Origin of the sequence: Kitasatospora sp. NPDC089913 (assembly GCF_044748625.1) — a bacterium.
Classification (GTDB): domain Bacteria; phylum Actinomycetota; class Actinomycetes; order Streptomycetales; family Streptomycetaceae; genus Kitasatospora.
In genome coordinates, this window is sequence record NZ_JBIVGI010000016.1 from 128233 (window position 1) to 149671 (window position 21439).

Here is a 21439-nt window from a genome sequence, read left to right on the forward strand (position 1 = left end):
TAAGGGGCCCGGCGCGGGCCCGGGAGGGCCGCCGTTCCTGCGCAGCCCTTCCTGCGCGGCCCTTCCCGCGCCGCCCTTCCCGCGCCGCCGGCCTCAGGGCCGGGTGGCGAGGAAGGCGTCGAACTCGGCGCCGTACCAGCGGGTGGTGCGGCCCTGTGCGGTCATGCCGAGGCGGCGGCAGACGGCGGCGGAGCGGTCGTTGCCGGGGCGGACCACGGCGTGGATCTCGGTGAGGCCGTCGGCGAAGCCCTTGGCGAGGGCGGCGCCGGCGGCCTCGGTGGCGAAGCCGTGGCCCCAGGAGTCGGGGTGCAGGTGCCAGCCGACCTCGATCTCGCCGTCGCCGCTGCCGTCCTCGTCCGGCAGCGGGATCAGGATCACCGAACCGACCACCACGCCGGTGTCCCTGCGCTCCAGGGCCCAGATCCCGTAGCGGGGGTCGGCCGAGCGCTGCCGCCAGCGGTCGATCACGGCGGGCACCTCGGAGGGCGACTCCAGGACCCGCGGGGTCGCGCCCAGCCAGCGGGCGACCTCCCAGCGGGAGTAGGTGTCGTACGCCCGGTCGGCGTCGGCGTGGGCCCAGAGGCGGGCGGTCAGCCGTTCGGTGCTGAACGAGGACAAGGGGGTCTCCATCGGGTGTCCGGGTGTTCGAGGGCGCGCGGTGCCGTTCAGTCGTCCTGGGGCTGGCTGGCGCGGCCGGACCAGCGGGGTTCCCAGTGGGCCCAGGAGCGTTCCCAGTCGCGGTCGGCCCGCCGGTCGAGGGCGCGCAGCCGCAGGGTGAGCAGGCAGCCGATCAGGGCGGCCAGGGTGGCGGCGCCGGCCAGGCCGGTACAGGCCACCCCGACGGCCAGGCCGATCGCGGTGGCCGGGGGAGTGGCGGGCCGCCCGTCGTCGTCGACCCAGAGGGTGACGGTGGATCCGGTGGCGGCGCTGCGCGGGACCTCGACGGTGCCGGTGCGGGCCAGGCCGTCGGGGGCGGTCCAGGAGAGCGAGGTGTCGACCCGCTTCTCGTAGCCGCCGCTCCACCGGCCGGCGCCGGGGTCCTCGGCGCGGAGCCGGCCGAGGACGAGTGCCTCGGTGCGGTGCAGCCGGCCGCGTTCGGCCTCCGCGGTGCGTCCGGCGGCGCGGTGGCCGAGGACGGCGGCGGCGGTGATCCCGGCCAGGCCGAGGAGCAGGGCGAGGCCGGCGGCGAGCCAGGCGCGGCCGCGGGCGCGGTCGACCGGGCGGGCGAGGGGTTCGCGGGCCCCGACGGTGCGTCGGCGGCCGACGGCGCGGCGCAGCGCGCGGCCGGCCCGCCGGGGCGGCGGCACGGTGCGGGCCGGGCGGGGTGTCCTGGACACGATGCGTGCTCCTCACGGCGGTTGGCGTGCGTGGGCCCCGTCGGACTCCAATTTCCCCCGGCACCTGCCCCGGGCACAAGAGTCGGTCGGGCGGTCCGGTGCGGGACTCCCGGCCTCCGCGGGCGGCCGGGGTGCGGGACTCCCGGCCCCCTCCGGCGCTCCGGCGGGACTCCCGGCCCCGGCCGGGCTCCGGGACCGGGACGTTCGGCCCTCGGCGGGACGGGGGTGGGGGCGGCAGGCTGGCACCGGCCGCGTCCCCGTGCCGGGGGCGCGGTGGTCCGGCCCGCTGTGGGGGCTCGCCGGGCCGCCGTGCAGGGCGGGGGACGGGGTTTGGGGCCGTCCCCCGCTCGCGGCGTTCTCTGACCGGTCTTCAGTCGCGCGACACGACGTTCTTGCAGCTCAGAGCCGTATTCTCGCGAGCTATACACTCGGTGTATATCTCTGGTGTATGTTCCTCCCATGAGTGTTCCCCTCACCCTTCTCGGGCTACTGGAGCGCGAGCCGAGCCACGGCTACGACCTCAAACGCGACTACGACGCCCTCTTCGGGCGCGGCAAGCCCCTGCCGTACGGTCAGGTCTACTCCACGCTCGGCCGCCTGGCCCGGGACGGCAAGGTCGTCGCCGGCGAGGCCGAGCCCGGCGACGGGCCCGAACGCAAGCGCTACGTCATCACCGAGGCCGGGGTGACCGAGTTCGAGCACTGGCTCGCCGAGCCCGTCGCCCCCGAACCCACCCTCCAGTCGGTGCTGTTCACCAAGGTCGTGCTCGCCCTGCTGCTCGGCCGCGACGCCGAGGCGTACCTCGACACCCAGCGCGCCGCCCACCTGCGCCGGATGCGCGAACTCACCGAACTGCGCCGCACCGGCCCGCTGGTCGACGCCCTGCTCGCCGACCACGGCCTCTTCCACCTGGAAGCGGACCTCCGCTGGATCGACCTCACCACTGCCCGCCTGGACGCCCTCGCCGCGGAGGTACGCGCATGAGCCCCCTGATAGAAGCCCGCGACATCGAACTCGCCTTCGGCGAGACCCCGGCCCTGCGCGGCGCCAGCCTGGCCGCCGACGCCGGGGAGGTGCTCGCCGTGATGGGAGCCAGCGGCTCCGGCAAGTCCACCCTGCTGCACTGCCTGGCCGGCATCCTCGTTCCCGACGCGGGCGAGGTCCACTTCGACGGACAGCGGATCGACCGCCTCGACGAGAACCGGCGCAGCGCCCTGCGGCGCGACGCCTTCGGCTTCGTGTTCCAGTTCGGCCAGCTCGTCCCGGAACTGACGGCCGAGGAGAACATCGCCCTGCCGCTGCTGCTCGGCGGCGTCCGCCGGAGCGCCGCCCTCGCCGAGGCCCGCCCCTGGTTCGCCCGGCTCGGCCTCGACGGCCTCGGCGGCCGCCGCTCCGGCGAACTCTCCGGCGGCCAGGCCCAGCGGATCGCGCTCGCCCGCGGCCTGGTCACCCGCCCCCGGGTGCTGTTCGCCGACGAGCCGACCGGCGCCCTGGACTCGCTCACCGGCGAACAGGTCATGGAACTGATGGTCGGCGCCGCCCGCGAACAGGGCACCACCGTCGTCCTGGTCACCCACGAACCGCGGGTCGCCGCCTACGCCGACCGCGAGGCCCTGGTGCGGGACGGCCGGGCCCGGGTGCTCACCAACCCGTACACGCCGGCCGCCGCCGCGGAGCGGGTCGCCCCGTGATCCCCTTCGCGCTGCGCCTCGCCGTCAGCGGCGGCCGCCAGGCCGTCGCCCGACTGCTCACCATCACCGCCGCGACCGCCATCGGCGTCGGCCTGCTGCTCTCCACGCTCGCCGCCGTCAACGCCGTCGGCGCCGCCAACGACCGGGTGCTCTGGGCCAACAGCGGCGCCAAGAGCCGCACCGAGAGCGGCACCGGGAGCGGCACCGGGAGCGGCACCGGGACCGCGGCCGCCGACCCGCTCTGGTGGCGCGACCGCACCCCCGAGTACTACGACGGCCACGAACTCCTCCTGGTCGAGGTCGCCGCCACCGGACCGGCCTCGCCGGTCCCCCCGGGCCTGTCGAAGCTTCCCGCCGCAGGCGAGTACTACGCCTCGCCCGCCCTGGCGAAGCTGCTCCGCGAACGCCCCGCGGACCAGCTCGCCGACCGCTTCCCCGGCCACCTCGCCGGAGAGATCGGCAAGGCCGCCCTCGCCTCCCCGGACTCCCTGGTCCTGGTGAGCGGCCAGGACCCGGCGGCCCTCGCCGCCCGCCCCGGCGCCCGCCAGGTCACCTCCATCGCCACCGCCCTGCCTCCGGCCTGCGACGGCGACTGCCCGGGCAGCGGCGTCCGCGGCGACGCCATGACCCTCATCCTCTCGGTGGTCGCCGGCGCGCTGCTCTTCCCCGTGGTGATCTTCATCGGCACGGCCACCCGCCTGTCCGCCGCCACCCGGGAGCAGCGCTACGCCGCGATGCGCCTGGTCGGCGCGACACCCCGGCAGATCACCCTGATCGCGGCCGCCGAGTCCACCGTGGCCGCCGTGGCCGGCACCGTCCTCGGCTTCGGGGTCCACCTGCTGCTGCGCCCGCTGGTCGCGACCGTGCCGTTCACCGGCGACCGCTTCTTCGTGGACGACCTCGCCCTCACCCTGCCGCAGGCGCTGGCCGTGCTGGTCGGCGTCCCGGTGGCGGCGGCCGTCGCCGCCCGGCTCGCCCTGCGCCGGGTCACCGTCTCCCCGCTCGGCGTCAGCCGCCGGACCACCCCGAAGCCGCCGTCCGGGTGGCGGGTGGCCCCGCTGCTCGCCGGGCTGGCCGAACTCGCCTGGTTCGTCGGCCGCCGCCCGCAGACCACCGACGGGCAGACCGCCGCCTATCTGACCGGCTTCCTGGTGGTCATGGTCGGCCTGGTGGTCGCCGGTCCCTGGCTCACCATGTCCGTCGCCCGCCTGGTCGCGGCCCGGACCAGCCGGCCCGCCACCCTGATCGCCGTCCGGCGGCTCGCCGACGACCCGAGGGCCGGGTTCCGCTCGGTGGCCGGTCTGATCCTGGCCCTGTTCGTCACCACCGCGACCGTCGCCGTCATCGGCACCATCGACACCAATCGCGGCACGCTCGGCGGCGACCCGGAGACCCGGGTGGCGGTGGAACACGGCGCCCTGCCCGGCGACCCCGTGATGGCCGACGCCCTCCCGGCCCCGTTCCTCGCCGAGCTGCGGGCCGTCCCCGGCTACCGGGGGGTCGCCGTCGCCCACGCCAACCCGGACGGTCTGGCGCACGACCCCACCGCGCCGCCCGACTGGCCCGAGGCGTCCCTGGTGTCCTGCGCCGACCTCGCCCGGACCCCGGTGGTCGGCCACTGCGCCCCCGGCGCCGAGGTCGCCGCGGTCGAGCCGTTCGGCTTCCTGAGCCTCACCTCCCAGGCCGCGCGGGAATGGCCGACCGCGCCGATCAGTGCGGCGGAGGCCGACCGGCTGCCGGTGCTTTCGCTCTACGTGACCACCGACGGGAGCACCGCCGCCAAGGAGCGGGTCCGCACCCTGCTGACCCGGACCTTCCCGGAGCAGCACGCCCGGATGGTGCAGGACTTCGGCTCCGCCCAGCAGAAGACGCTCGCCGGCTGGCGCCAGCTCGCCGACGTGGTGCTGCTCACCACCCTGCCGATCGCCGGCTGCAGCCTGGCGGTGAGCGTGGTCGCGGGCCTGTCCGACCGGCGGCGGCCGTTCGCGATGCTCCGGCTCACCGGGGCGCCGCTGCGGATGCTGCGGGCGGTGATCGGCCTGGAGAGCGCCCTGCCGCTGCTCCTGGTGTCGGCCGTCGCGATCGGGACGGGCTTCGGCGCGGCCGCGATGTTCCTCAAGTCGCAGATGGACTACGACCTGGTGTCGCCCGGTTGGGTGTACTTCGGGCTGGTGCTGTTCGGGCTGGTCGCCTCGCTCGGGATCATCGCCTCGACGCTGCCGCTGCTGAAGCGGATCACCGGTCCGGAGGCGGCCCGCAACGGCTGACCCCGGGCTCGGCCGGACGTGCGGACCCCGCCCCCTGGAAACCGCCCAGGGGGAGCGGGGTTCACGCGTGTGCGGACCGGCGGGTCGTCAGCGCAGGACCGGGTACGCGTGCGTCCCCGGCCGGGGCGCGAAGCCCAGCTCCGCCCGCCAGGTGCCCAGCACCAGCCCGGACGGGTAGAACATCGGCTCCGGCAGCGCGTCCAGCGGCAGCCGCTCCCAGCCGCCGCAGGAGTGCGGCTCCATGACCACCGCGGGCGCCAGGCTCGGCGGGGCGAGCACCGCGGCGGTGAGCCGGGGTCGGCCGAGCTCGTGGTCGAGCAGCACCGCGAGCACCCGCAGCTCATCGGCGGGCAGCACGATCCCGGTCTCCTCGGCTAGCTCGCGCGCGGCCGTCCGCTCGAAGGACTCGCCGGGATCGACCTTGCCGCCGGGCAGGCTCCAGGTCGGCGGCTCGCCGGCCGTGGTGCGACGGCCGATCAGCACCCGGCCGTCCCCGGTGGGCACGATCACTCCGGCGCCGAGCAGCGGTGCGTGGGTCACGTCGGTTCCTCCGAACGGGGGGTGACGGGGTGACGGTGCGGCAGGGGACGGCGGGACGGCGCCGGGGGGTGGCGGGACGGCGCGGTGCCGCGCCGTCCCGCCGGGCGGCTACCAGGCGGCGCGGTCGAAGTCCTTGAGGAAGCACCCGTAGAGGTCCTCGCCCTGCTCGCCGCGCACGATCGGGTCGTAGACCCGGGCCGCGCCGTCGACCAGGTCGAGCGGGGCGTGGAAGCCCTCGTCGGCGAGGCGCATCTTGTCCGGGTGCGGGCGCTCGTCGGTGATCCAGCCGGTGTCGACGGCGGTCATCAGGATGCCGTCGGTCTGGAACATCTCCATCGCGCTGGTGCGGGTGAGCATGTTGAGCGCGGCCTTGGCCATGTTGGTGTGCGGGTGTCCGGCGCCCTTGTAGCCGCGGGTGAAGACGCCCTCCATGGCGGACACGTTGACCACGTACTTGCGGCGGGACGCCGAGGCGGCCATCGCCGGGCGGAGCCGGCTGATCAGGATGAACGGCGCGGTGGAGTTGCAGAGCTGCACCTCCAGCAGCTCCACCGGGCCGACCTCGCTGACGGTCTGCACCCAGCTGTTGGTGTCCGCGAGGTCCGGGACCAGGCCGCCGGCGTCGATCGCCGTCCCGGCCCGGATCCGGTCCGGCGTCGCCGAACCGGTGACCAGCGCGAGCGAGGTGACGTCCTCGGCGGAGATCCGCTCGGCGCCGTCCGAGGCCTGGTGCGGCAGCGCGGGCAGGTCGACGCTGCCGCTGTTGAACCGGCCGATGGTGGTCGACTGCGGCAGCTCGCCGGCCGGCAGCGGCGCCGACTCGGCGGCGACCAGCTCCCGGTAGGACTCGGGCGGGCGGCGCACGGTCTGCGCGGCGTTGTTGATCAGGATGTCCAGCGGGCCGTCCGCCGCGACCTCGTCGGCCAGCGCCATCACCTGGGCCGGGTCGCGCAGGTCGATGCCGACGATCTTCAGCCGGTGCAGCCACTCGGCGCTGTCCGGCATCGCGGTGAAGCGGCGGATCGCGTCATTGGGGAAGCGGGTGGTGATGGTGGTGTGCGCGCCGTCGCGCAGCAGCATCAGCGCGATGTACATACCGATCTTGGCGCGGCCGCCGGTCAGCAGCGCGCGCTTGCCGGTCAGGTCGGCGCGGGCGTCGCGCCGGGCCCGGTTCTTGGCCGCGCAGCCCTGGCAGAGGTTGTGGTAGAACGCGTCGACCTCGACGTAGCGCTGCTTGCAGATGTAGCAGGAGCGGGGGCGCTCCAGGATCCCGGCGATCTCCGTGGTGGTGACGGTGGTCAGGCCGAAGGCGCCGGCCGTCTCGTCGTCGATCCGGCTCGGGGCCCCGGTCGCGGTGCGCGCGGTGACGTCGCGGTCGTTGGCGGTCTTGCGGGCCCGGGTCTCCTGGCGGCGGCGCTGCTTGAGGGTGCGGAATATGCCGCCGACGGCCTGGCGGACGGTGATCGCGTCCGGGTGGTCGACGTGCAGCTCGTCCAGCTCGGCCAGCACCTCCAGGCAGAGCCGGAGCCGCTCGGGATCGAGGCCGGGGCCGTAGTCGATCTCCTCGGTGTCCGCCTCGCCCCGCCGCTGCCCGCTGTCCACGCCCGCTGCTGCCGTCAGTCCCGCCGCCATGCCTCTGCCGTTCCCGCTCGCCTCGCCGATCACGGCGTTCGCCGCGTCTACCGCGTGAATGCTACGGGAGCGGCCCCGGCCGGGGCGAAAGTCCGGGATTTGGAGGATCCTCCATATCTACGCGCGGAGCTTTGATCATGGCTTGTACGCAGACCCAGCAAACAGCGGCCAGCTGGCGTTTGTCCTACCGGTACCGGAGAATCGAACGTTGGGTGCAGGGGCGCCCGAGTGCGCCCTGCGGCCGTGCCGCACCCGCACCCGAGGTGTAATTTCTCCCAGCCAGAGAGCCCCGTTTCATGCGCTTCCTGAACGACCTCATGCCCTCGTACGACCTCACGTACGACGACGTCTTCATGGTCCCCAGCCGATCCGCCGTGGGCTCCCGCCAGGCTGTCGACCTCTCCTCCAACGACGGCACCGGCACCACCGTCCCGCTGGTCGTCGCCAACATGACCGCCATCGCGGGCCGCCGGATGGCCGAGACCGTCGCCCGCCGCGGCGGCCTGGTCGCCATCCCGCAGGACATCCCGACCGAGGTCATCGCCGAGGTCGTCGGCTGGGTCAAGCAGCGCCACCTGGTGCACGACACCGCCATCACCCTCGACCCCGGCGCCACCGTCGCCGAGGCGCTCTCGCTGCTGCCCAAGCGCGCCCACGGCGCGCTGGTCGTGGTCGAGGACGGCCGCCCGGTCGGCGTCGTCACCGACTCCGACTGCCAGGGCGTCGACCGCTTCACCTCGCTCGCCGAGGTGATGTCCCGCGACCTGCTGCTGCTCGACGAGGACATCGACCCGCGCGACGCCTTCGACCGCCTCAGCGAGGCGCACCGCAAGCTCGCCCCCGTCGTCGACCGCGACGGCCGCCTGGTCGGCCTGCTCACCCGCAAGAACGCGCTGCGCGCCACCCTCTACACCCCGGCCGTCGACGCCGCCGGCAAGCTGCGGATCGCCGCCACCGTCGGCATCAACGGCGACGTCGCCGGCAAGGCCAAGGCCCTGCTGGAGGCCGGTGCCGACACGCTCGTCGTGGACACCGCGCACGGCCACCAGGAGTCGATGATCAGCGCGCTGCGCGCCGTGCGCGGGCTGGACCCGCAGGTCCCGGTCGTCGCGGGCAACGTCGTCTCGGCGGCCGGTGTGCGCGACCTGGTCGAGGCCGGCGCGGACATCCTGAAGGTCGGCGTCGGACCGGGCGCCATGTGCACCACCCGGATGATGACCGGTGTCGGCCGCCCGCAGTTCTCCGCCGTGCTGGAGTGCGCCGCCGAGGCCCGCCGCCTGGGCAAGCACGTCTGGGCCGACGGCGGGGTGCGCCACCCGCGCGACGTCGCCATGGCGCTGGCCGCCGGCGCCTCCAACGTGATGGTCGGCTCCTGGTTCGCCGGCACCTACGAGTCGCCCGGCGACCTCCAGACCACCGCCGACGGCCGCCAGTACAAGGAGTCCTTCGGCATGGCCTCCAAGCGGGCCGTGAGCAACCGCACCGCCCAGGACTCCTCGTACGACCGTGCCCGCAAGGCGCTGTTCGAGGAGGGCATCTCGCACTCCCGGATGTTCCTCGACCCGGCCCGCCCGGGCGTCGAGGACCTCATCGACTCCATCGTCGCGGGCGTGCGCAGCTCCTGCACCTACGCGGGCGCGGCCAGCCTGGAGGAGTTCCACGAGAAGGCCGTGGTCGGCATCCAGAGCGCGGCCGGCTACGCCGAGGGCAAGCCGCTGCACTCCAGCTGGGCCTGATCACCGCCCGGCGCCCGTCCGCCGGTGGCCGGTCCGCTCCTCGCCACGGGGAGCAGGCCGGCCACCGGCGTGCCGGGCGCCTGCGCGTCGAGCGCCGGTACGTCGGATTCCAGTGCGTCCGGTGCCGGTACGTCGGCCGCCGGGTCGCGCAGGCCCAGCGGCAGGAGCAGTGCACGGCCGAGCAGCCCGACCGCCCCGTCCAGCGCCGTCGCGCAGGCCCGCGCCGCCGACGGGCGCCCGCGCAGCCCCCAGAGCAGCCGCACCGAGCCCCAGGCGGCCTCCCGCGCGGTGTCGACCGACCACGCCCCGATCCGGTGCGTCATCGGCTCCAGCCGCTCCAGTACGTCCGGTCCGGGCATCAGCTGCTCGCGCACGGCCGTCTCGACCCCCGCCAGCAGACCGTTGATCCGGTGGTAGTCGTCCTCCAGCTGCTCCGGCTCCCGGCCGAGCCGACGGCAGGTGTCGACGACGGCGAGCGGCAGGTCGTGCTGGATGTGGGCGTTCATCCCGGCCAGTGCGAACTGCAGCGGGTGCACCTCGGGGTCGGCGCGCAGCTCGAACAGCGGCCGCCAGCAGGCCGGTGGCCGCCGCCCCGCCGCGACCGCGTCCACCGCCAGCAGGTAGCGCCCGGCGAAGAGCACGTCCAGCTCGGCGACAGCGGTCGGGTCGGCGAACCCGTCCAGCCCGGCCCCGACGCCCTCGGTGACCGTCAGGTACATCCGGTTGAACACCGCCACCCCGTCGGTGGGCGGGAGTTCGGCCGCGATCGCACGCAGCCGCCGGACGACGCCGTCGATCCCCCGCGCCCCGTCCGTGATCCCTGTGGGCACCCCGGCCATCCGTCACCCTCCGACGTCGATCGTGTATTGATCGCATCATCGTGACAGGAGTCGGAGGAGCCGCACAGGCGCCGCGCCTCAGCCCAGTTCGTACTCCAGGACGTACGTGTGCCGGCCCTCCTCGTCCACCTCCAGCTCGAACACCCCGGTGATTCCCGCCAGCTCGCCCGTGCCGGTGCCCGCGACCACCCGGATCGCCAACCGCTCGCCGTGGCTCCCCGGCGCCGAGTGCTGCAGCACGAACGACCCCTGCCGCCCGTCCAGCGCGCCCGTGAACCGCTCCACCGCCACATAGGCGGCCGGGCCGCCCGCGCCGTCCAGGACCGACAGCATCCGCACCACGCCCGCCCCGGTCAGCCCGCCCGTGAACTCCTTGGTGATCCGGACCCGGCCGAGCGTCGCGCCCGGCTGCGCGTCCGTCTCCTCCGGCTCGAACGCCGTCACCTCGAAGGCCCCGCTCGCCCTGCCGCCCATCGCACCGTCCCCTCGACGAAAGCCCGTGCGCCCGGTCGGTACCGACCGCGGGACCACCCTCGCACGCCCCACTGACAACCGCCCCGGAACGGCGGGCGGTCGGCTGCGGGCCGGTCGCTGCTCGCCGGTCGCCGGTGACCGTGTGCCGGTCACCGTGCGCGCCGCTCACCGGTCCCAGCGGACGGCGAGCGCGGCCGCGTCGTCGGCGAGGCCGCCCGGGGCGACCCAGGAGGCGAGGTCGGGCAGCAGGGCGTCCATCAGGTCCTCCGGCGTCCCGGCCGGGAGTGCGGCGAAGCGGTCGGGGAGGGGGTAGAACTCGCCCGCCGCGTCGCGGGCCTCGGAGACCCCGTCGGTGTACAGCAGCAGCAGGTCGCCGGGCCACGGGTCGACCGGCTCGGCGGTGTAGCGGCCGTCGCCGAGCAGGCCGAGCAGGCCCAGCGGCGGGGTGTGCCGGGAGGGGACGAGCTCGGTGACCCGGTCGGCACGGCGCAGCAGCGGGTGCGGGTGGCCGCAGTTGACCAGCAGGGCCGCGTTGTCCCCCCGGTCCACGCCGAGCAGCACGGCGGTCACGAACCGCCCGTCGGCGGGGCGCCCGGCCAGCGCGGCGTCCAGGTGCTCGGCGAGCCTGGCGAGGTCCGGTTCGGTGCGCGCGGCGGTGCGGAAGGCGCCGAGGACGTCCGCCGCGGTCTCGACGGCGGGCAGGCCGTGGCCCTGGACGTCCCCGAGCAGGATCCGGATCCCGAACGGCGTGTCCACCACGTCGTACAGGTCCCCGCCGATCCTCGCCTCGGCGGCCGCGGCCACGTACCGGACGGCGATCCGCAGCGGCCCGATCCGTTCGGGCGGTGGGCGCAGCAGTGCCCGCTGGGCCGCCTCGGCGACGGTCCGCACCTCGAACAGTTCGCGCTCGCGGGCGGCGATCAGCACGACGTTGGCGGTACTGGCGAGGGTGGTGGCGGTGATGGTGACCAGCGAGACGAGGTGGACGGAGGCGGGCAGCTGGGAGTTGAGGTCCTCCAGCAGGCCGGCCACGACCACGGCGGCCGCGCCGGTGGCGAGCGGTACCCGGGCCCGGCGGGTGGTGGCCCCGACCAGGACGGGCGCGGCGGCGAGCACGGGGGAGAGGGTGCTGCCCGGGCCGGTCAGCAGGTCCGTCACCACGGCCGCGACCAGCAGCAGGAAGGCGCCGCCGAGCAGCAGCCTGGTCCGCCGCGGCAGCCGGGGCGGCGGCACGGCGGACGGTGCCGCGGCACCCTCGGGGTCCTCGCCGCTCGCGCTCACGCACCCGCCTCCAGGCCGCTCGACGGGTCCGACCGCTCGACGGCCGGACCACTCCGCCCGGGGGCGGCACCCGCCGGGATGCCGCCCCCGCCGTCCACTCCGTCCCCTTTCGTCGACTCCGCCCCCTTCGTCCACTCTCCACCGCCGACCGCCGCACCGGCATCCCGGCGGTCGAGCGGGGTCCGTGCGCCGTCCCCCGCCCGTGCGCCGTCCCGCGCCCGCCCGCCGTCCCCCGCCGGTGGGCCGTCCGCAGCCCGCCCGCCGTCCGCAGCCGGTGGGCCGTCCGTCCGCCGTCCGGGACGAACTAGGCTGACGGACGCGATGAGACGAAGGAGCGCGGCCCCGACCTCCCCCCTGCCCCAGCGGCAGGGGGTCGATCCGGTGCATCTGCGGCTGCCGGTCACCGGCGGCCCGTGGGAGACCGTGCGGGAGTACCTGGGCGAGCGGTTGCCGGCGGTCGCGGCGGAGCGGGTGGACGGTCTGCTGCGGGCTGGGGAGGTGGTCGGCGAGGACGGCAGGTCCGTCGGTCCGGCCGACCCGTTCCGGCCGGGAGCCCACCTGTGGTTCTACCGGGAGCTGCCGGCCGAGGTGCCGGTCCCGTTCGAGCTGGAGGTGCTGCACCGGGACGAGCACCTGGTGGTGGTCGACAAGCCGCACTTCCTGGCCACCACCCCGCGCGGGCGGCACGTCGTGGAGACGGCGCTGAGCCGGCTGCGGCACACGCTGGCCCTGCCCGCGCTCAGCCCGGCGCACCGGCTGGACCGGTTGACGGCGGGGCTGGCGATGTTCGTGGTGCGGCCGCAGGACCGGGGCGCCTACCAGTCGCTGTTCCGGGACCGGCTGGTCCGCAAGGAGTACCGGGCGGTGGCGGCGTTCGACCCGGCGGTGCAGCTGCCGCGCACCGTGCGCAGCCACATCGTGAAGGAGCGCGGGGTGATCGCCGCCCGGGAGCTGGACGCGCCGCCGAACAGCGAGAGCCGGATCGCGCTGCTGGAGCGGCGCGGCGGGCTCGGCCACTACCTGCTGCGACCGTCCACCGGCCGCACGCACCAGCTGCGGCTGCACATGAGCGGGCTGGGCCTTCCGATCCTGGGCGACCCGGTGTACCCGGTGGTGCTGCCGGAGCCGGCCCCGGACGACTTCCGCCGGCCGCTGCAACTGCTCTCCGCCGCGATGGAGTTCACCGATCCGCTGACCGGCCGTCCGTGCCGCTTCGAGAGCCGCCGGACCCTGGCGGCCTGGTCGGACCCGGAGTCCTGGTAGCCGTGCCCGTGGGGGTCTTCTCCCGCGGCCACGGACGGAGTAATTTAGTTGACCTCAGCTAAATATTCCCGGGCCCGGCCGGGCCCGGCCCATCCGGGGGAGGACGGGGCGATGGACGTGGACACGGACCACCCGCGCTACAAATGGGTGGCACTCTCCAACACCACACTCGGCATGCTGATCGCGACGATCAACTCGTCGATCGTGCTGATCTCGCTGCCCGCGATCTTCAACGGCATCCGCCTGGACCCGCTCCGGCCCGGCAACGTCGGCTACCTGCTGTGGATGCTGATGGGCTACATGCTGGTCACGGCCGTGCTCGTGGTCACCCTCGGCCGGCTCGGCGACATCTGGGGCCGGGTGCGGATCTACAACGCCGGCTTCCTGATCTTCACCCTCACCTCGGTCGTCCTCTCCCTCGACCCGCTCCAGGGCGGGGGCGGCGCGCTCTGGCTGATCGGCTGGCGCGTGGTGCAGGCGGTCGGCGGCGCGATGCTGATGGCGAACTCCGCCGCGATCATCACCGACGCCTTCCCCGCCCGGCAGCGCGGCATGGCCCTGGGCGTCAACATGGTCGCCGCGATCGCCGGGTCCTTCGTCGGGCTCGTCCTCGGCGGACTGCTCGCCGAGTGGAACTGGCGGTCCATCTTCTGGGTGAACGTGCCGATCGGCGTGATCGGCACCGTCTGGGCCTACCGCTCGCTGCGCGAGACCGGGGTCCGCCGCCCGGGCCGCATCGACTGGTGGGGCAACATCACCTTCGCCGTCGGCCTGACCGCCCTGCTCGCCGCGATCACGTACGGTATCCAGCCCTACGGCGGGCACACCATGGGCTGGACGAACCCGTGGGTGCTGGCCGGGCTGCTCGGCGGCGCCGCCGTGCTCGGAGTGTTCGGCCTGGTCGAGAGCCGGGTCGCCGAACCCATGTTCCCGCTGCGGCTCTTCCGCGACCCGGTGTTCACCGGCGGCAACCTCGCCACCCTGCTGGGTTCGGTCGCCCGGGGCGGGCTCCAGTTCATGCTGATCGTCTGGCTCCAGGGCATCTGGCTGCCGCTGCACGGGTACGACTACGCCGACACCCCGCTCTGGGCGGGCATCTACCTCGTCCCGCTCACCGTGGGCTTCCTCGCCGCCGGGCCGGTCGCCGGGTACCTGTCCGACCGGTTCGGGGCCAGGCTCTTCGCCGCGGGCGGCCTGCTGGTGATGGCCGTCTCCTTCGCCGGCCTGCTCGCCCTGCCCACCGACTTCGGGTACCCGGTGTTCGCGCTGCTGGTCTTCCTCAACGGCCTCGGCGGCGGCCTGTTCGCCGCGCCCAACACCGCCCTGGTGATGTCCAGCGTGCCCGCCGCCGACCGGGGTGCCGCCTCCGGCATGCGGGCCACCTTCCAGAACGCCGGCATGGTGCTCTCCATCGGCGTGTTCTTCTCGCTCATGGTCGCCGGCCTGGCCGGTTCGCTGCCGCAGACCCTCTCCGACGGGCTCACCGCCCAGGGCGTGCCCGCCGCGGACGCCCACACCGTCGCCCAACTGCCACCGGTCGGCACGCTGTTCGCGGCGTTCCTGGGCTACAACCCGATCCGCGAACTGCTCGGCCCGCAGGTCCTCGCCCAGGTGCCCGCCGCCGACGCCGGGACGCTCACCGGCCGGGAGTTCTTCCCCCACCTGATCTCCGGGCCGTTCCACGACGGCCTGGTGGTGGTGTTCTCGCTCGCCATCGCGATGTCGCTCGTCGCCGCCGTCGCCTCGCTGCTGCGCGGGCGCGCCGGACGGGCGGCCGCCGCGGCGGGGACGGGCGACGGTAGCGGCGACGACGGCGGTGACGGTGGTGCCGGCAACGGTGCTGACGGTGCCGGCAAGGCCAGGGCGGCGACCCGGGGGGCGGGCTCGTGACCGCCCCGGAGCAGGCCGGACCGGCGCCCGGGCCGGAGGCCGGGGGAGCGCGACCGGGCCCGCTGGACGCGGCGGCCGTCGCCCGGCTGCGGCTGGTGATCGCCCGGCTGCACCGCCGGCTCGCGCAGTCCTCCGCCGGTCAGGAGTTCACCTTCGCCCAGCAGTCCGCGATCGCCAGGATCGAGCAGCACGGACCACTGCGGCTCGGCGAACTCGCCGCCCTGGAAGGGGTGTCCGCACCCTCCATGACCCGCACCGTCGGCCCGCTGGTGACCTCCGGCGTGGTCGAACGGCTCCCCGACCCCACCGACGGACGGTCCTTCCTGGTCGCCGTCGCCCCGGCCGGCGCCGAACTGCTCGCGGGCATCCGCCGACAGCGCTCCGAACACCTCGCCCGCCGGGCGGAGGCGCTCACCCCGGAGGAGCAGGGGCTGCTGCTCGCGGCCCTGCCGGTGCTGGAACACCTGCTGGCGGCCGAGGACGCCTGACCTCGATCCCTGGCCCTCGCATCGCCCGGATATGATCCACCGTCCGATCGGATGATCATCCGGAAAGAGGTCCCATGCGACTCACCCGTCTCCTCCGGCGCGGCGCGACCGTCCTGGCCGCCACTGCCCTGCTGGGCTCCGGCGCGGTCACCGCCCACGCCGACCCCGGTCTCCCCAACACCGGCTACGGGTACCCGAACTGGTCCCACACCGTCCGCTGCATCCAGTACTACGTGAACCAGCTCACCGACGTGCACATCCTGGAGGACGGCCGGTTCGGGCCCGAGACCGATCTCGGGATCCGGCGGATCCAGAAGCTGGCAAGCACCGATTGGGCCGCCGCCCCGCTCGTGGTCGACGGCGTCTTCGGCAAGGCCACCGGCCAGGCCGTGCTGGAACGCGTCAAGTACCACCCCTGGCTGGTCGACAGCTTCGAGAAGGCGTCCAACTGCGGCCACTACGTGCCGTCGTACACCGTCGTCCTCAACTGACCACCCCTCGGCGGGACGGTCCCCGGGCCCGTCCCGCCGGGTACTCACCGCTCCGACAGCCCCGGCGGCAGCTCCAGTTCGAACCACACCACCTTGCCGTCCGGCGTCTGCCGGGTGCCCCACCGGTGGGCGAGTTCGTTCACCAGGTGGATGCCGCGCCCGCCCTCGTCCTCCTCGGCCGCGCGCCGCATCCGGGGCGAGCCGGCGTCCCGGTCGGCCACCTCCACGGTCAGCGTGCGGTTGCACAGCAGCCGCAGCCGGGTCGGCGAACCCGCGTGCACCAGCGCGTTGGTGATCAGCTCGCTGGTCAGCAGCTCGGCCCAGTCGGCCAGCGGCGCCAGCCCCCAGCCCGTCAGCGTCTCCCGGGTGAACCGGCGCGAGTGGGCCACCATCGCGTGGTCGTCGTCGAGCGCGAGGGTGGCGATCCGGTCCGAACCGGCCGGCCGGGCCTGCGCCATGATGACCGCGATGTCGTCCTCGCTGCTGCGGCCGGTGAGTTCGGAGAGCACCGCGTCGCAGGTCTGCTCCAGCGAGCCGCGCCGGTCCGCGATGGTGCGGCACAGCAACTGCAGCCCCTCGTCCAGGTCGCGGCCGCGCCGTTCGACCAGACCGTCGGTGTACAGCGCCAGCAGACCGTCCTCCGGGAGGGTGAACCCGACACTCTCGAACGGGACTCCGCCGACCCCGAGCGGCGCGCCGGGCGGCAGCTCGACCAACCGGGCGTTCCCGTCCGTGTCGGCCACCACCGGCGGCAGGTGGCCCGCACAGGCGGCGGTGCAGCTCCGGTCGACGGGGTCGTACACGACACAGACACACGTGGCGAACTGGCCCTCGCCGATCGCCGTGGTGGCCTCGTCCAGCCGCTGCATCACCCGGTCCGGCGCCAGCTCCAGGGTGATCAACGTCCGTGCCACCGTACGGAGCTGCCCCATGGTCGCGGCCGCCCTGATGCCGTGCCCCATGACGTCGCCGACCACCAGCGCGACCCGGCCCGAGGAGAGCGGCACGACGTCGAACCAGTCCCCGCCGACCTCGCTCACCACACTGCTCGGCAGATAGCGGTAGGCGATCTCCAACCCCAGCGTGCGGTGGATCTCCTGCGGCAGCAGGCTGCGCTGGAGGGTCAGCGCCGTCTCCCGCTCCCGCCGGTAGAGCCGGCCGTTGTCGATCGCCAGCGCGGTGCGGCCGACCAGCTCCTCGGCCAGCGCCCGGTCCGCCGGACCGAACGACAGCGGATTGCGGGTACGGATGAACTCTGCGCCGCCCAGCACCAGTCCGCGCGCCAGCAACGGCACCATCAGGTACGAGTGCACACCCGCGTCCAGGCCCGGCTGCACCCGGTCCTCGGACGCGACGATCCGCCGCAGCGCGGCCTCGTCGACCTCCGACACCAGGATGGACCGCCCGCTGCGCAGGCTCTCCGCGTACACCTGGGCCGACTGCGAGGTCTCGCCGACCGCGTCCGCCGCGTCCGACATCAGCCCGTCGGCGTCCAGCTCGCCGACCGCCACCGCCCGCATCAGCACCGAGCCGTCCGGCGGCACGGGCGCCGGGTCCTCACCGCCGAGCACCGCCTCGCGCAGGTCGACGGTCACGAAGTCGGCGAACCGCGGAATCACCACCTCGATCAACTCGTGGGCGGTGCGGTAGAGATCGAGGGTGGTGCCGATCCGGTTGGACGCCTCGTTGAGCAACGACAACCGCTGCTGCGCGGCCCACGCCTCGTCCAGCGCGCGCTGCCGCGCCGCCGCCGCGTCCCGCTCCCGGGTGAAGAGCAGCGCGTTGTCGATCGACACGGCCGCCCGCACCGCCAACTCCCCGGCCAGCGCGAGGTCGTCGTCCTCGTACGGGCGCTCCACCACCGTCCGGTAGAACGCCGCGACGCCGACCGGCGAACCGCGCGCGATCAGCGGCACCACCATGAACGCGCGGACCTGCTGCTCGTGCACCGCCGCGGCGCGCACCGGATCGTCCCGGAACCAGGCCATCCCGGCCTCGTCCATCCGCGGCACCAGCACCGGACGGCGGTGGCGGAGCGCCCACGCGTACGGGGAGGAGGCCGGGAACCGGTGCACCCCGCCGCTCCGGTCGATCGGCCGCAGGGTGGAGCGGTCCGCCGAATGGAAGGCCATCCGCCGCAGCACCGCCGAACCGTCGCCGGACGGCCGCGCCTCGCGCTCGCCGCGCACCAGGTCGTCCAGCACCTCGACCACCACCGTGTCCGCCAGCCGGGGCGTCGCCACGGCGGCCAGCTCCTCGGCGGTCTGGGTCAGGTCGAGAGTGGTGCCGATCCGGGCGGACGCCACGTTGACCAGCGCCAGACGCTCCTGCGCGGCCTTCGCCTCGCGCAGCGCCTGCTGGCGGGCGAGCACGATCTGGTGCTGGCGCAGGTAGAGCCGGGCGTTGTCGATCGCCACGGCGGCCCGCGAGGCCAACTCGTCACCGAGCGTGATGTCGGCCTCGGCGAAGGACTCCCGTTCGCCGCGCCGGGAGTAGACGATCATGCCGAGCGTGGTGCCGCGCGCCACCAGCGGCGTGATCCGCACCGAACGCGGACGGTCGCCCAGGAACGCCTGCCGGCGGCTCTCGGTGATCGCGTCGCTCAACGGCGGCAGCTCCCACGACGGCACCACCACCGTCCGCCCGGTGGCCAGCGCCCGCGCGTACGGGGTGTCCGGGGTCACCTCGTACACGGTGTCCACCGGCAGCGCCTCGGCCGGGTACAGCGGATCGGAGGTCGCCAGGGCCAGCCGGCGCACGTGCTGCGGCGCCGCCGGGTCCAGCGGCTCGACGTTCCGGCCGGCCGCCAGCGCCTCCAGCGCGAAGACACCGCTGATGTCGGCCACCTTGGGCACCATGGCGTCGGCCAGCTCCCGGGCGGTCTGCCGCAGGTCCAGCGTGGTGCCGATGGAGGCGGTGGCCTCGACCAGCAGGGCCAGCCGCTCCTGCGCGCGGGCGGCCCGGGCGTCGGCCCGGAAACGCTCGGTGATGTCGATGATGGTCGAACTCACGCCCAGCACCCGCCCGCCCGGCTCCTCCAGCCGGAAGTAGGACGCGGACCAGGCGTGGTCGTGCGTCGGATCCCCCGGGGTGCGGCCGTGCGAACGGGCGTCCAGCACCGGTTCGCCGGTCTCCAGCACCCGGCGCATCACGGCCTCGCTCTCCGCACCGTTGATGCCCGGCAGCAACTCGGTCAACCGGTGCCCGAGGTGCCGCGCGACCGGCAGCCCGTTGACCCGGGCCAGCGCCTCGTTGATCCGCACGAACGCGAGCTGCGCGTCGTAGACGGCCATCCCGACCGGGGACTGCGAGAAGAAGCCGTCCAGCACCGCCAGGTCCGCCTGGATCCGACGCAGCGTGGTCACGTCCGAGGCCACCGCGAGCACCAGCGGGCTGCCCGCCGGACCGGCGATCGGATGAGTGCGGAACTCCAGATTGACGTGGTGCCCGTCCCGGTGACGCACCGGGAACACACCGGACCAGCCGCGGCCGTCCACGATCTTCTGGAACAGCTCCAGCACGCCCGGCCGCTGCTCCTCCGAGGCCAGCAACTGCGCGGCCCGCGCACCGATCGCCTCGGCCGCGGAGTAGCCGAGCAGCGCCTCGGCATCACTGCTCCAGTGCAGGATCCGGCCGTCGGCCTCGATCAGCGCCGTGGCGATCGGCACCATCAGCAGCGCGTCCGGGCCCTCGGCCGGCTCCGGCCGCGGCACAGGGCCGGACGGCACCCGCCCGGGCCCGCCGGCCTCACTCTCACGACGCTCGTTCACCATGCTCGGTCACCATGGGCCAGCACCGCCCGGAGATCGTCTCCACCAGCCCTGCCATCCTCCCACGCACCCCACCACCCCCGCGCGGCACGCCCGCCCGCCCGGCCGGCGGCGCGGTCGCGCCCGGCGAACGGGGCGACCGGCGGGCCCGGCCCGCTCCCCGCGACCGCTGCGTCCCGTGTGCCTCCATGCCGTGGCCGGCGGGCGGTCCGTTCGGTGCCCCGGTCGCCGCTTCCGCGGCGGCCGGGAGACCCGCGCGCGACGTCCGGCGGCTCTCCCGGGGCCACTTTGCAAAGTGCACTTTGCAAAGTGGCCCCGACTCTTTGCAAAGTTTTTCTCCACCGCCCGGGAGAGGTGGCGCCGGTGGCCCCCGGGGTGCCACCGGCGCCGCTGGGGCCCTTGTGCCAACGCGTATCGGCGGAGCAACAGGTGCGCTCCGGGCCGATCCTGTCGGCCCGGAGCTCGGGCTGCAGGCTGCACTTTGCAAAGTCCGGACTTTGCAAAGTGCAGTCCCGGACCCCTACCGCCCCGGGAAGGTGGCGCGGGTGGTCTGGAGGGTGCGCAGGAGGCGGACGCCGGGGGCGTCGACGGAGCGGCGGGTGTTGGCGAGGACGATCACCCCGACCTGGCGCTCCGGGTCGAACGCGACGAACGAGCGGTAGCCGCCCGTGCCGCCGTTGTGCCAGATCTGGAGGTGGCCGCCCTGGCGGTCGTGCAGGCGGTGGCCGAGCCAGCCGAGGTGCATCCAGGCGACCGGGTTGACCCGGTGCCGGACCTCCCGGGTGAGCGCGATCGCGGGCGCCAGCACCGTACTGGGCGCCGCCTCGCCGGACCGCTCGGGCGCGGCCACCGCCGTGGCGAGCGCCTCGCCGGACGCCTCGGGCGCCGCCGACATCGTCGTCCCGGCACCGGACGCCTCGGGCGCCGCCGCCAGCTGGGCCCGCAGCAGTACCGCCAGGTCGGCCGCCGTGGAGCGGAGGCCGCCCGCGCCGGCGAGGTCGGCGAGGTGCCAGGCCGGGACCGGCCGTCCGCGAGTGGTGTGGCCGGGGGCGAGGCGTGCCGTCTGCTCGGGGGAGGGCTCCAGGACGGTGTCCTTCAGACCGAGCGGTTCGCAGATCTCCCGCCGGACGAGCTCCCCGTAGCCGACGCCGGCCCGGTGGGCGAGGGCGAGGCCGAGCAGTCCGGCGCCGAGGTTGGAGTAGCGGAAGCTGCGGCCGGGGGCGGCCCGGAGCCTGGTCCGGCCGAGGCCGGTCAGCAGGGACTGCGCGGTGCAGTGCGCGTACGGGTCGGGCTTGTTGGGGCTGAGGAGGGAGGACAGCAGCATGCCGGAGGGCAGCCTCGGCAGGCCGGAGGTGTGGGTGGCGAGGTGGCGCAGGGCGAGCGGTTCCGGGCCCTTGGCGGGGACGGTGACGCCGGAGGGGAGGGCGTCGGCGAGTACCTCGGCGAGCGGGTCGTCGAGGGTGACGGTGCCCGCCAGCGTCAGCCGGGCGAGCGCGAGCGAGGTGAAGACCTTGGTCACCGAGCCGATCTCGAAGAGCGTGTCGGGGCCGGGGGGACCACCGGCGGCCCCGGGCCCGGTGCGTCCGGCGCCGCGGATCTCCACCGCGCCGCGGGCGAGACCGGCGACCACCGCGCCGACCTGTTGGCCGGCGAGGCGGTCGGCGGTCTGCTGGACGAGGCTGCCAAGATCGTTCATGAGTACGAGCCTAGGAGGGGCGGGACGGTGGTGGCGTCCACCGC

17 protein-coding genes are annotated in these 21439 nt (G+C 74.8%); 8 read left to right on the forward strand and 9 right to left on the reverse strand.

What is annotated here, in order from left to right:
- Positions 1-93 precede the first annotated feature (93 nt).
- Together ACIPYS_RS24150 and ACIPYS_RS24155 are read right to left on the reverse strand one after the other, a co-directional pair.
- Positions 94-618, reverse strand: coding sequence for a GNAT family N-acetyltransferase (locus tag ACIPYS_RS24150; RefSeq protein ID WP_400749370.1), 525 nt, complete (start codon positions 616-618; stop codon positions 94-96).
- A gap of 47 nt (positions 619-665) precedes the next feature.
- Entirely contained in the window at positions 666-1337 is a 672-nt protein-coding gene (locus ACIPYS_RS24155) for a hypothetical protein (RefSeq protein WP_400749373.1), read from the reverse strand.
- A 459-nt stretch (positions 1338-1796) separates the two neighbouring features.
- Here ACIPYS_RS24155 and ACIPYS_RS24160 point away from each other — a divergent pair, with 459 nt between their 5' ends.
- The 3 genes from ACIPYS_RS24160 to ACIPYS_RS24170 are packed head-to-tail and all read left to right on the forward strand — an operon-like array spanning position 1797 to position 5295.
- Positions 1797-2321: a PadR family transcriptional regulator gene (locus ACIPYS_RS24160; RefSeq protein WP_400749376.1), complete on the forward strand. Its 525-nt coding sequence runs from the start codon at positions 1797-1799 to the stop codon at positions 2319-2321.
- Positions 2318-3028: an ABC transporter ATP-binding protein gene (locus ACIPYS_RS24165; RefSeq protein WP_093863104.1), complete on the forward strand. Its 711-nt coding sequence runs from the start codon at positions 2318-2320 to the stop codon at positions 3026-3028. Before ACIPYS_RS24160 ends, ACIPYS_RS24165 begins: the two co-directional genes overlap by 4 nt.
- Entirely contained in the window at positions 3025-5295 is a 2271-nt protein-coding gene (locus tag ACIPYS_RS24170) for an FtsX-like permease family protein (RefSeq protein ID WP_400749380.1), read from the forward strand. The genes ACIPYS_RS24165 and ACIPYS_RS24170 overlap by 4 nt, the downstream gene beginning before the upstream one ends.
- Before the next feature lie 87 nt (positions 5296-5382).
- Here the strand turns inward: ACIPYS_RS24170 and ACIPYS_RS24175 are convergent, their stop codons facing one another.
- Together ACIPYS_RS24175 and ACIPYS_RS24180 are read right to left on the reverse strand one after the other, a co-directional pair.
- A complete protein-coding gene (locus tag ACIPYS_RS24175) occupies positions 5383-5835 on the reverse strand; it encodes an NUDIX hydrolase (RefSeq protein ID WP_400749383.1) in 453 nt (150 codons plus the stop codon).
- A 108-nt stretch (positions 5836-5943) separates the two neighbouring features.
- Positions 5944-7467 (reverse strand): SDR family NAD(P)-dependent oxidoreductase, encoded by a 1524-nt coding sequence (locus ACIPYS_RS24180; protein ID WP_093863107.1) that lies wholly within the window; start codon positions 7465-7467, stop codon positions 5944-5946.
- Between the two features lie 296 nt (positions 7468-7763).
- Here ACIPYS_RS24180 and ACIPYS_RS24185 point away from each other — a divergent pair, with 296 nt between their 5' ends.
- Positions 7764-9203, forward strand: a complete 1440-nt coding sequence (locus ACIPYS_RS24185) for a GuaB1 family IMP dehydrogenase-related protein (protein WP_093863108.1) — start codon at positions 7764-7766, stop codon at positions 9201-9203.
- Here the strand turns inward: ACIPYS_RS24185 and ACIPYS_RS24190 are convergent.
- From ACIPYS_RS24190 to ACIPYS_RS24200, 3 genes are all read right to left on the reverse strand, one after another.
- The gene (locus ACIPYS_RS24190) at positions 9164-10033 is read right to left on the reverse strand and encodes a DUF5995 family protein (protein WP_400749387.1); all 870 of its coding nucleotides are present in this window, start codon (positions 10031-10033) and stop codon (positions 9164-9166) included. The two genes, ACIPYS_RS24185 and ACIPYS_RS24190, sit on opposite strands and share 40 nt — an antisense overlap.
- An 87-nt stretch (positions 10034-10120) precedes the next feature.
- Entirely contained in the window at positions 10121-10516 is a 396-nt protein-coding gene (locus ACIPYS_RS24195; RefSeq protein WP_400749390.1) for a DUF3224 domain-containing protein, read from the reverse strand.
- A 165-nt stretch (positions 10517-10681) separates the two neighbouring features.
- A complete protein-coding gene (locus ACIPYS_RS24200) occupies positions 10682-11797 on the reverse strand; it encodes a PP2C family protein-serine/threonine phosphatase (RefSeq protein WP_400749393.1) in 1116 nt (371 codons plus the stop codon).
- A 321-nt stretch (positions 11798-12118) separates the two neighbouring features.
- Here ACIPYS_RS24200 and ACIPYS_RS24205 point away from each other — a divergent pair, with 321 nt between their 5' ends.
- From ACIPYS_RS24205 to ACIPYS_RS24220, 4 genes are all read left to right on the forward strand, one after another.
- A complete protein-coding gene (locus tag ACIPYS_RS24205; RefSeq protein ID WP_093863111.1) occupies positions 12119-13060 on the forward strand; it encodes a pseudouridine synthase in 942 nt (313 codons plus the stop codon).
- Between the two features lie 111 nt (positions 13061-13171).
- Positions 13172-14950 carry an MFS transporter gene (locus ACIPYS_RS24210; protein ID WP_231977938.1) on the forward strand — a complete coding sequence of 593 codons (1779 nt, stop codon included), beginning with the start codon at positions 13172-13174 and terminating at the stop codon, positions 14948-14950.
- Positions 14947-15438, forward strand: a complete 492-nt coding sequence (locus ACIPYS_RS24215) for a MarR family winged helix-turn-helix transcriptional regulator (protein WP_400749398.1) — start codon at positions 14947-14949, stop codon at positions 15436-15438. The genes ACIPYS_RS24210 and ACIPYS_RS24215 overlap by 4 nt, the downstream gene beginning before the upstream one ends.
- Before the next feature lie 74 nt (positions 15439-15512).
- Positions 15513-15929, forward strand: coding sequence for a peptidoglycan-binding protein (locus tag ACIPYS_RS24220; protein ID WP_093863113.1), 417 nt, complete (start codon positions 15513-15515; stop codon positions 15927-15929).
- A 44-nt stretch (positions 15930-15973) separates the two neighbouring features.
- Here the strand turns inward: ACIPYS_RS24220 and ACIPYS_RS24225 are convergent, their stop codons facing one another.
- Together ACIPYS_RS24225 and ACIPYS_RS24230 are read right to left on the reverse strand one after the other, a co-directional pair.
- Complete coding sequence (locus ACIPYS_RS24225; RefSeq protein ID WP_093863114.1) at positions 15974-19702, reverse strand: SpoIIE family protein phosphatase; 3729 nt, start codon at positions 19700-19702, stop codon at positions 15974-15976.
- Between the two features lie 517 nt (positions 19703-20219).
- Positions 20220-21395 (reverse strand): serine hydrolase domain-containing protein, encoded by a 1176-nt coding sequence (locus tag ACIPYS_RS24230; protein WP_400749403.1) that lies wholly within the window; start codon positions 21393-21395, stop codon positions 20220-20222.
- Positions 21396-21439 lie beyond the last annotated feature (44 nt).

Excerpts from the sequence above, each read along its gene's own strand:
- ACIPYS_RS24160 (WP_400749376.1), top strand. The coding sequence starts at position 1,797 with ATGAGTGTTCCCCTCACCCTTCTCGGGCTACTGGAGCGCGAGCCGAGC.
- ACIPYS_RS24165 (WP_093863104.1), top strand. The coding sequence starts at position 2,318 with ATGAGCCCCCTGATAGAAGCCCGCGACATCGAACTCGCCTTCGGCGAG.
- ACIPYS_RS24180 (WP_093863107.1), bottom strand. The coding sequence starts at position 7,467 with ATGGCGGCGGGACTGACGGCAGCAGCGGGCGTGGACAGCGGGCAGCGG.
- ACIPYS_RS24185 (WP_093863108.1), top strand. The coding sequence starts at position 7,764 with ATGCGCTTCCTGAACGACCTCATGCCCTCGTACGACCTCACGTACGAC.
- ACIPYS_RS24195 (WP_400749390.1), bottom strand. The coding sequence starts at position 10,516 with ATGGGCGGCAGGGCGAGCGGGGCCTTCGAGGTGACGGCGTTCGAGCCG.
- ACIPYS_RS24205 (WP_093863111.1), top strand. The coding sequence starts at position 12,119 with ATGAGACGAAGGAGCGCGGCCCCGACCTCCCCCCTGCCCCAGCGGCAG.
- ACIPYS_RS24210 (WP_231977938.1), top strand. The coding sequence starts at position 13,172 with ATGGACGTGGACACGGACCACCCGCGCTACAAATGGGTGGCACTCTCC.
- ACIPYS_RS24220 (WP_093863113.1), top strand. The coding sequence starts at position 15,513 with ATGCGACTCACCCGTCTCCTCCGGCGCGGCGCGACCGTCCTGGCCGCC.
- ACIPYS_RS24225 (WP_093863114.1), bottom strand. The coding sequence starts at position 19,702 with ATGGTGAACGAGCGTCGTGAGAGTGAGGCCGGCGGGCCCGGGCGGGTG.
- ACIPYS_RS24230 (WP_400749403.1), bottom strand. The coding sequence starts at position 21,395 with ATGAACGATCTTGGCAGCCTCGTCCAGCAGACCGCCGACCGCCTCGCC.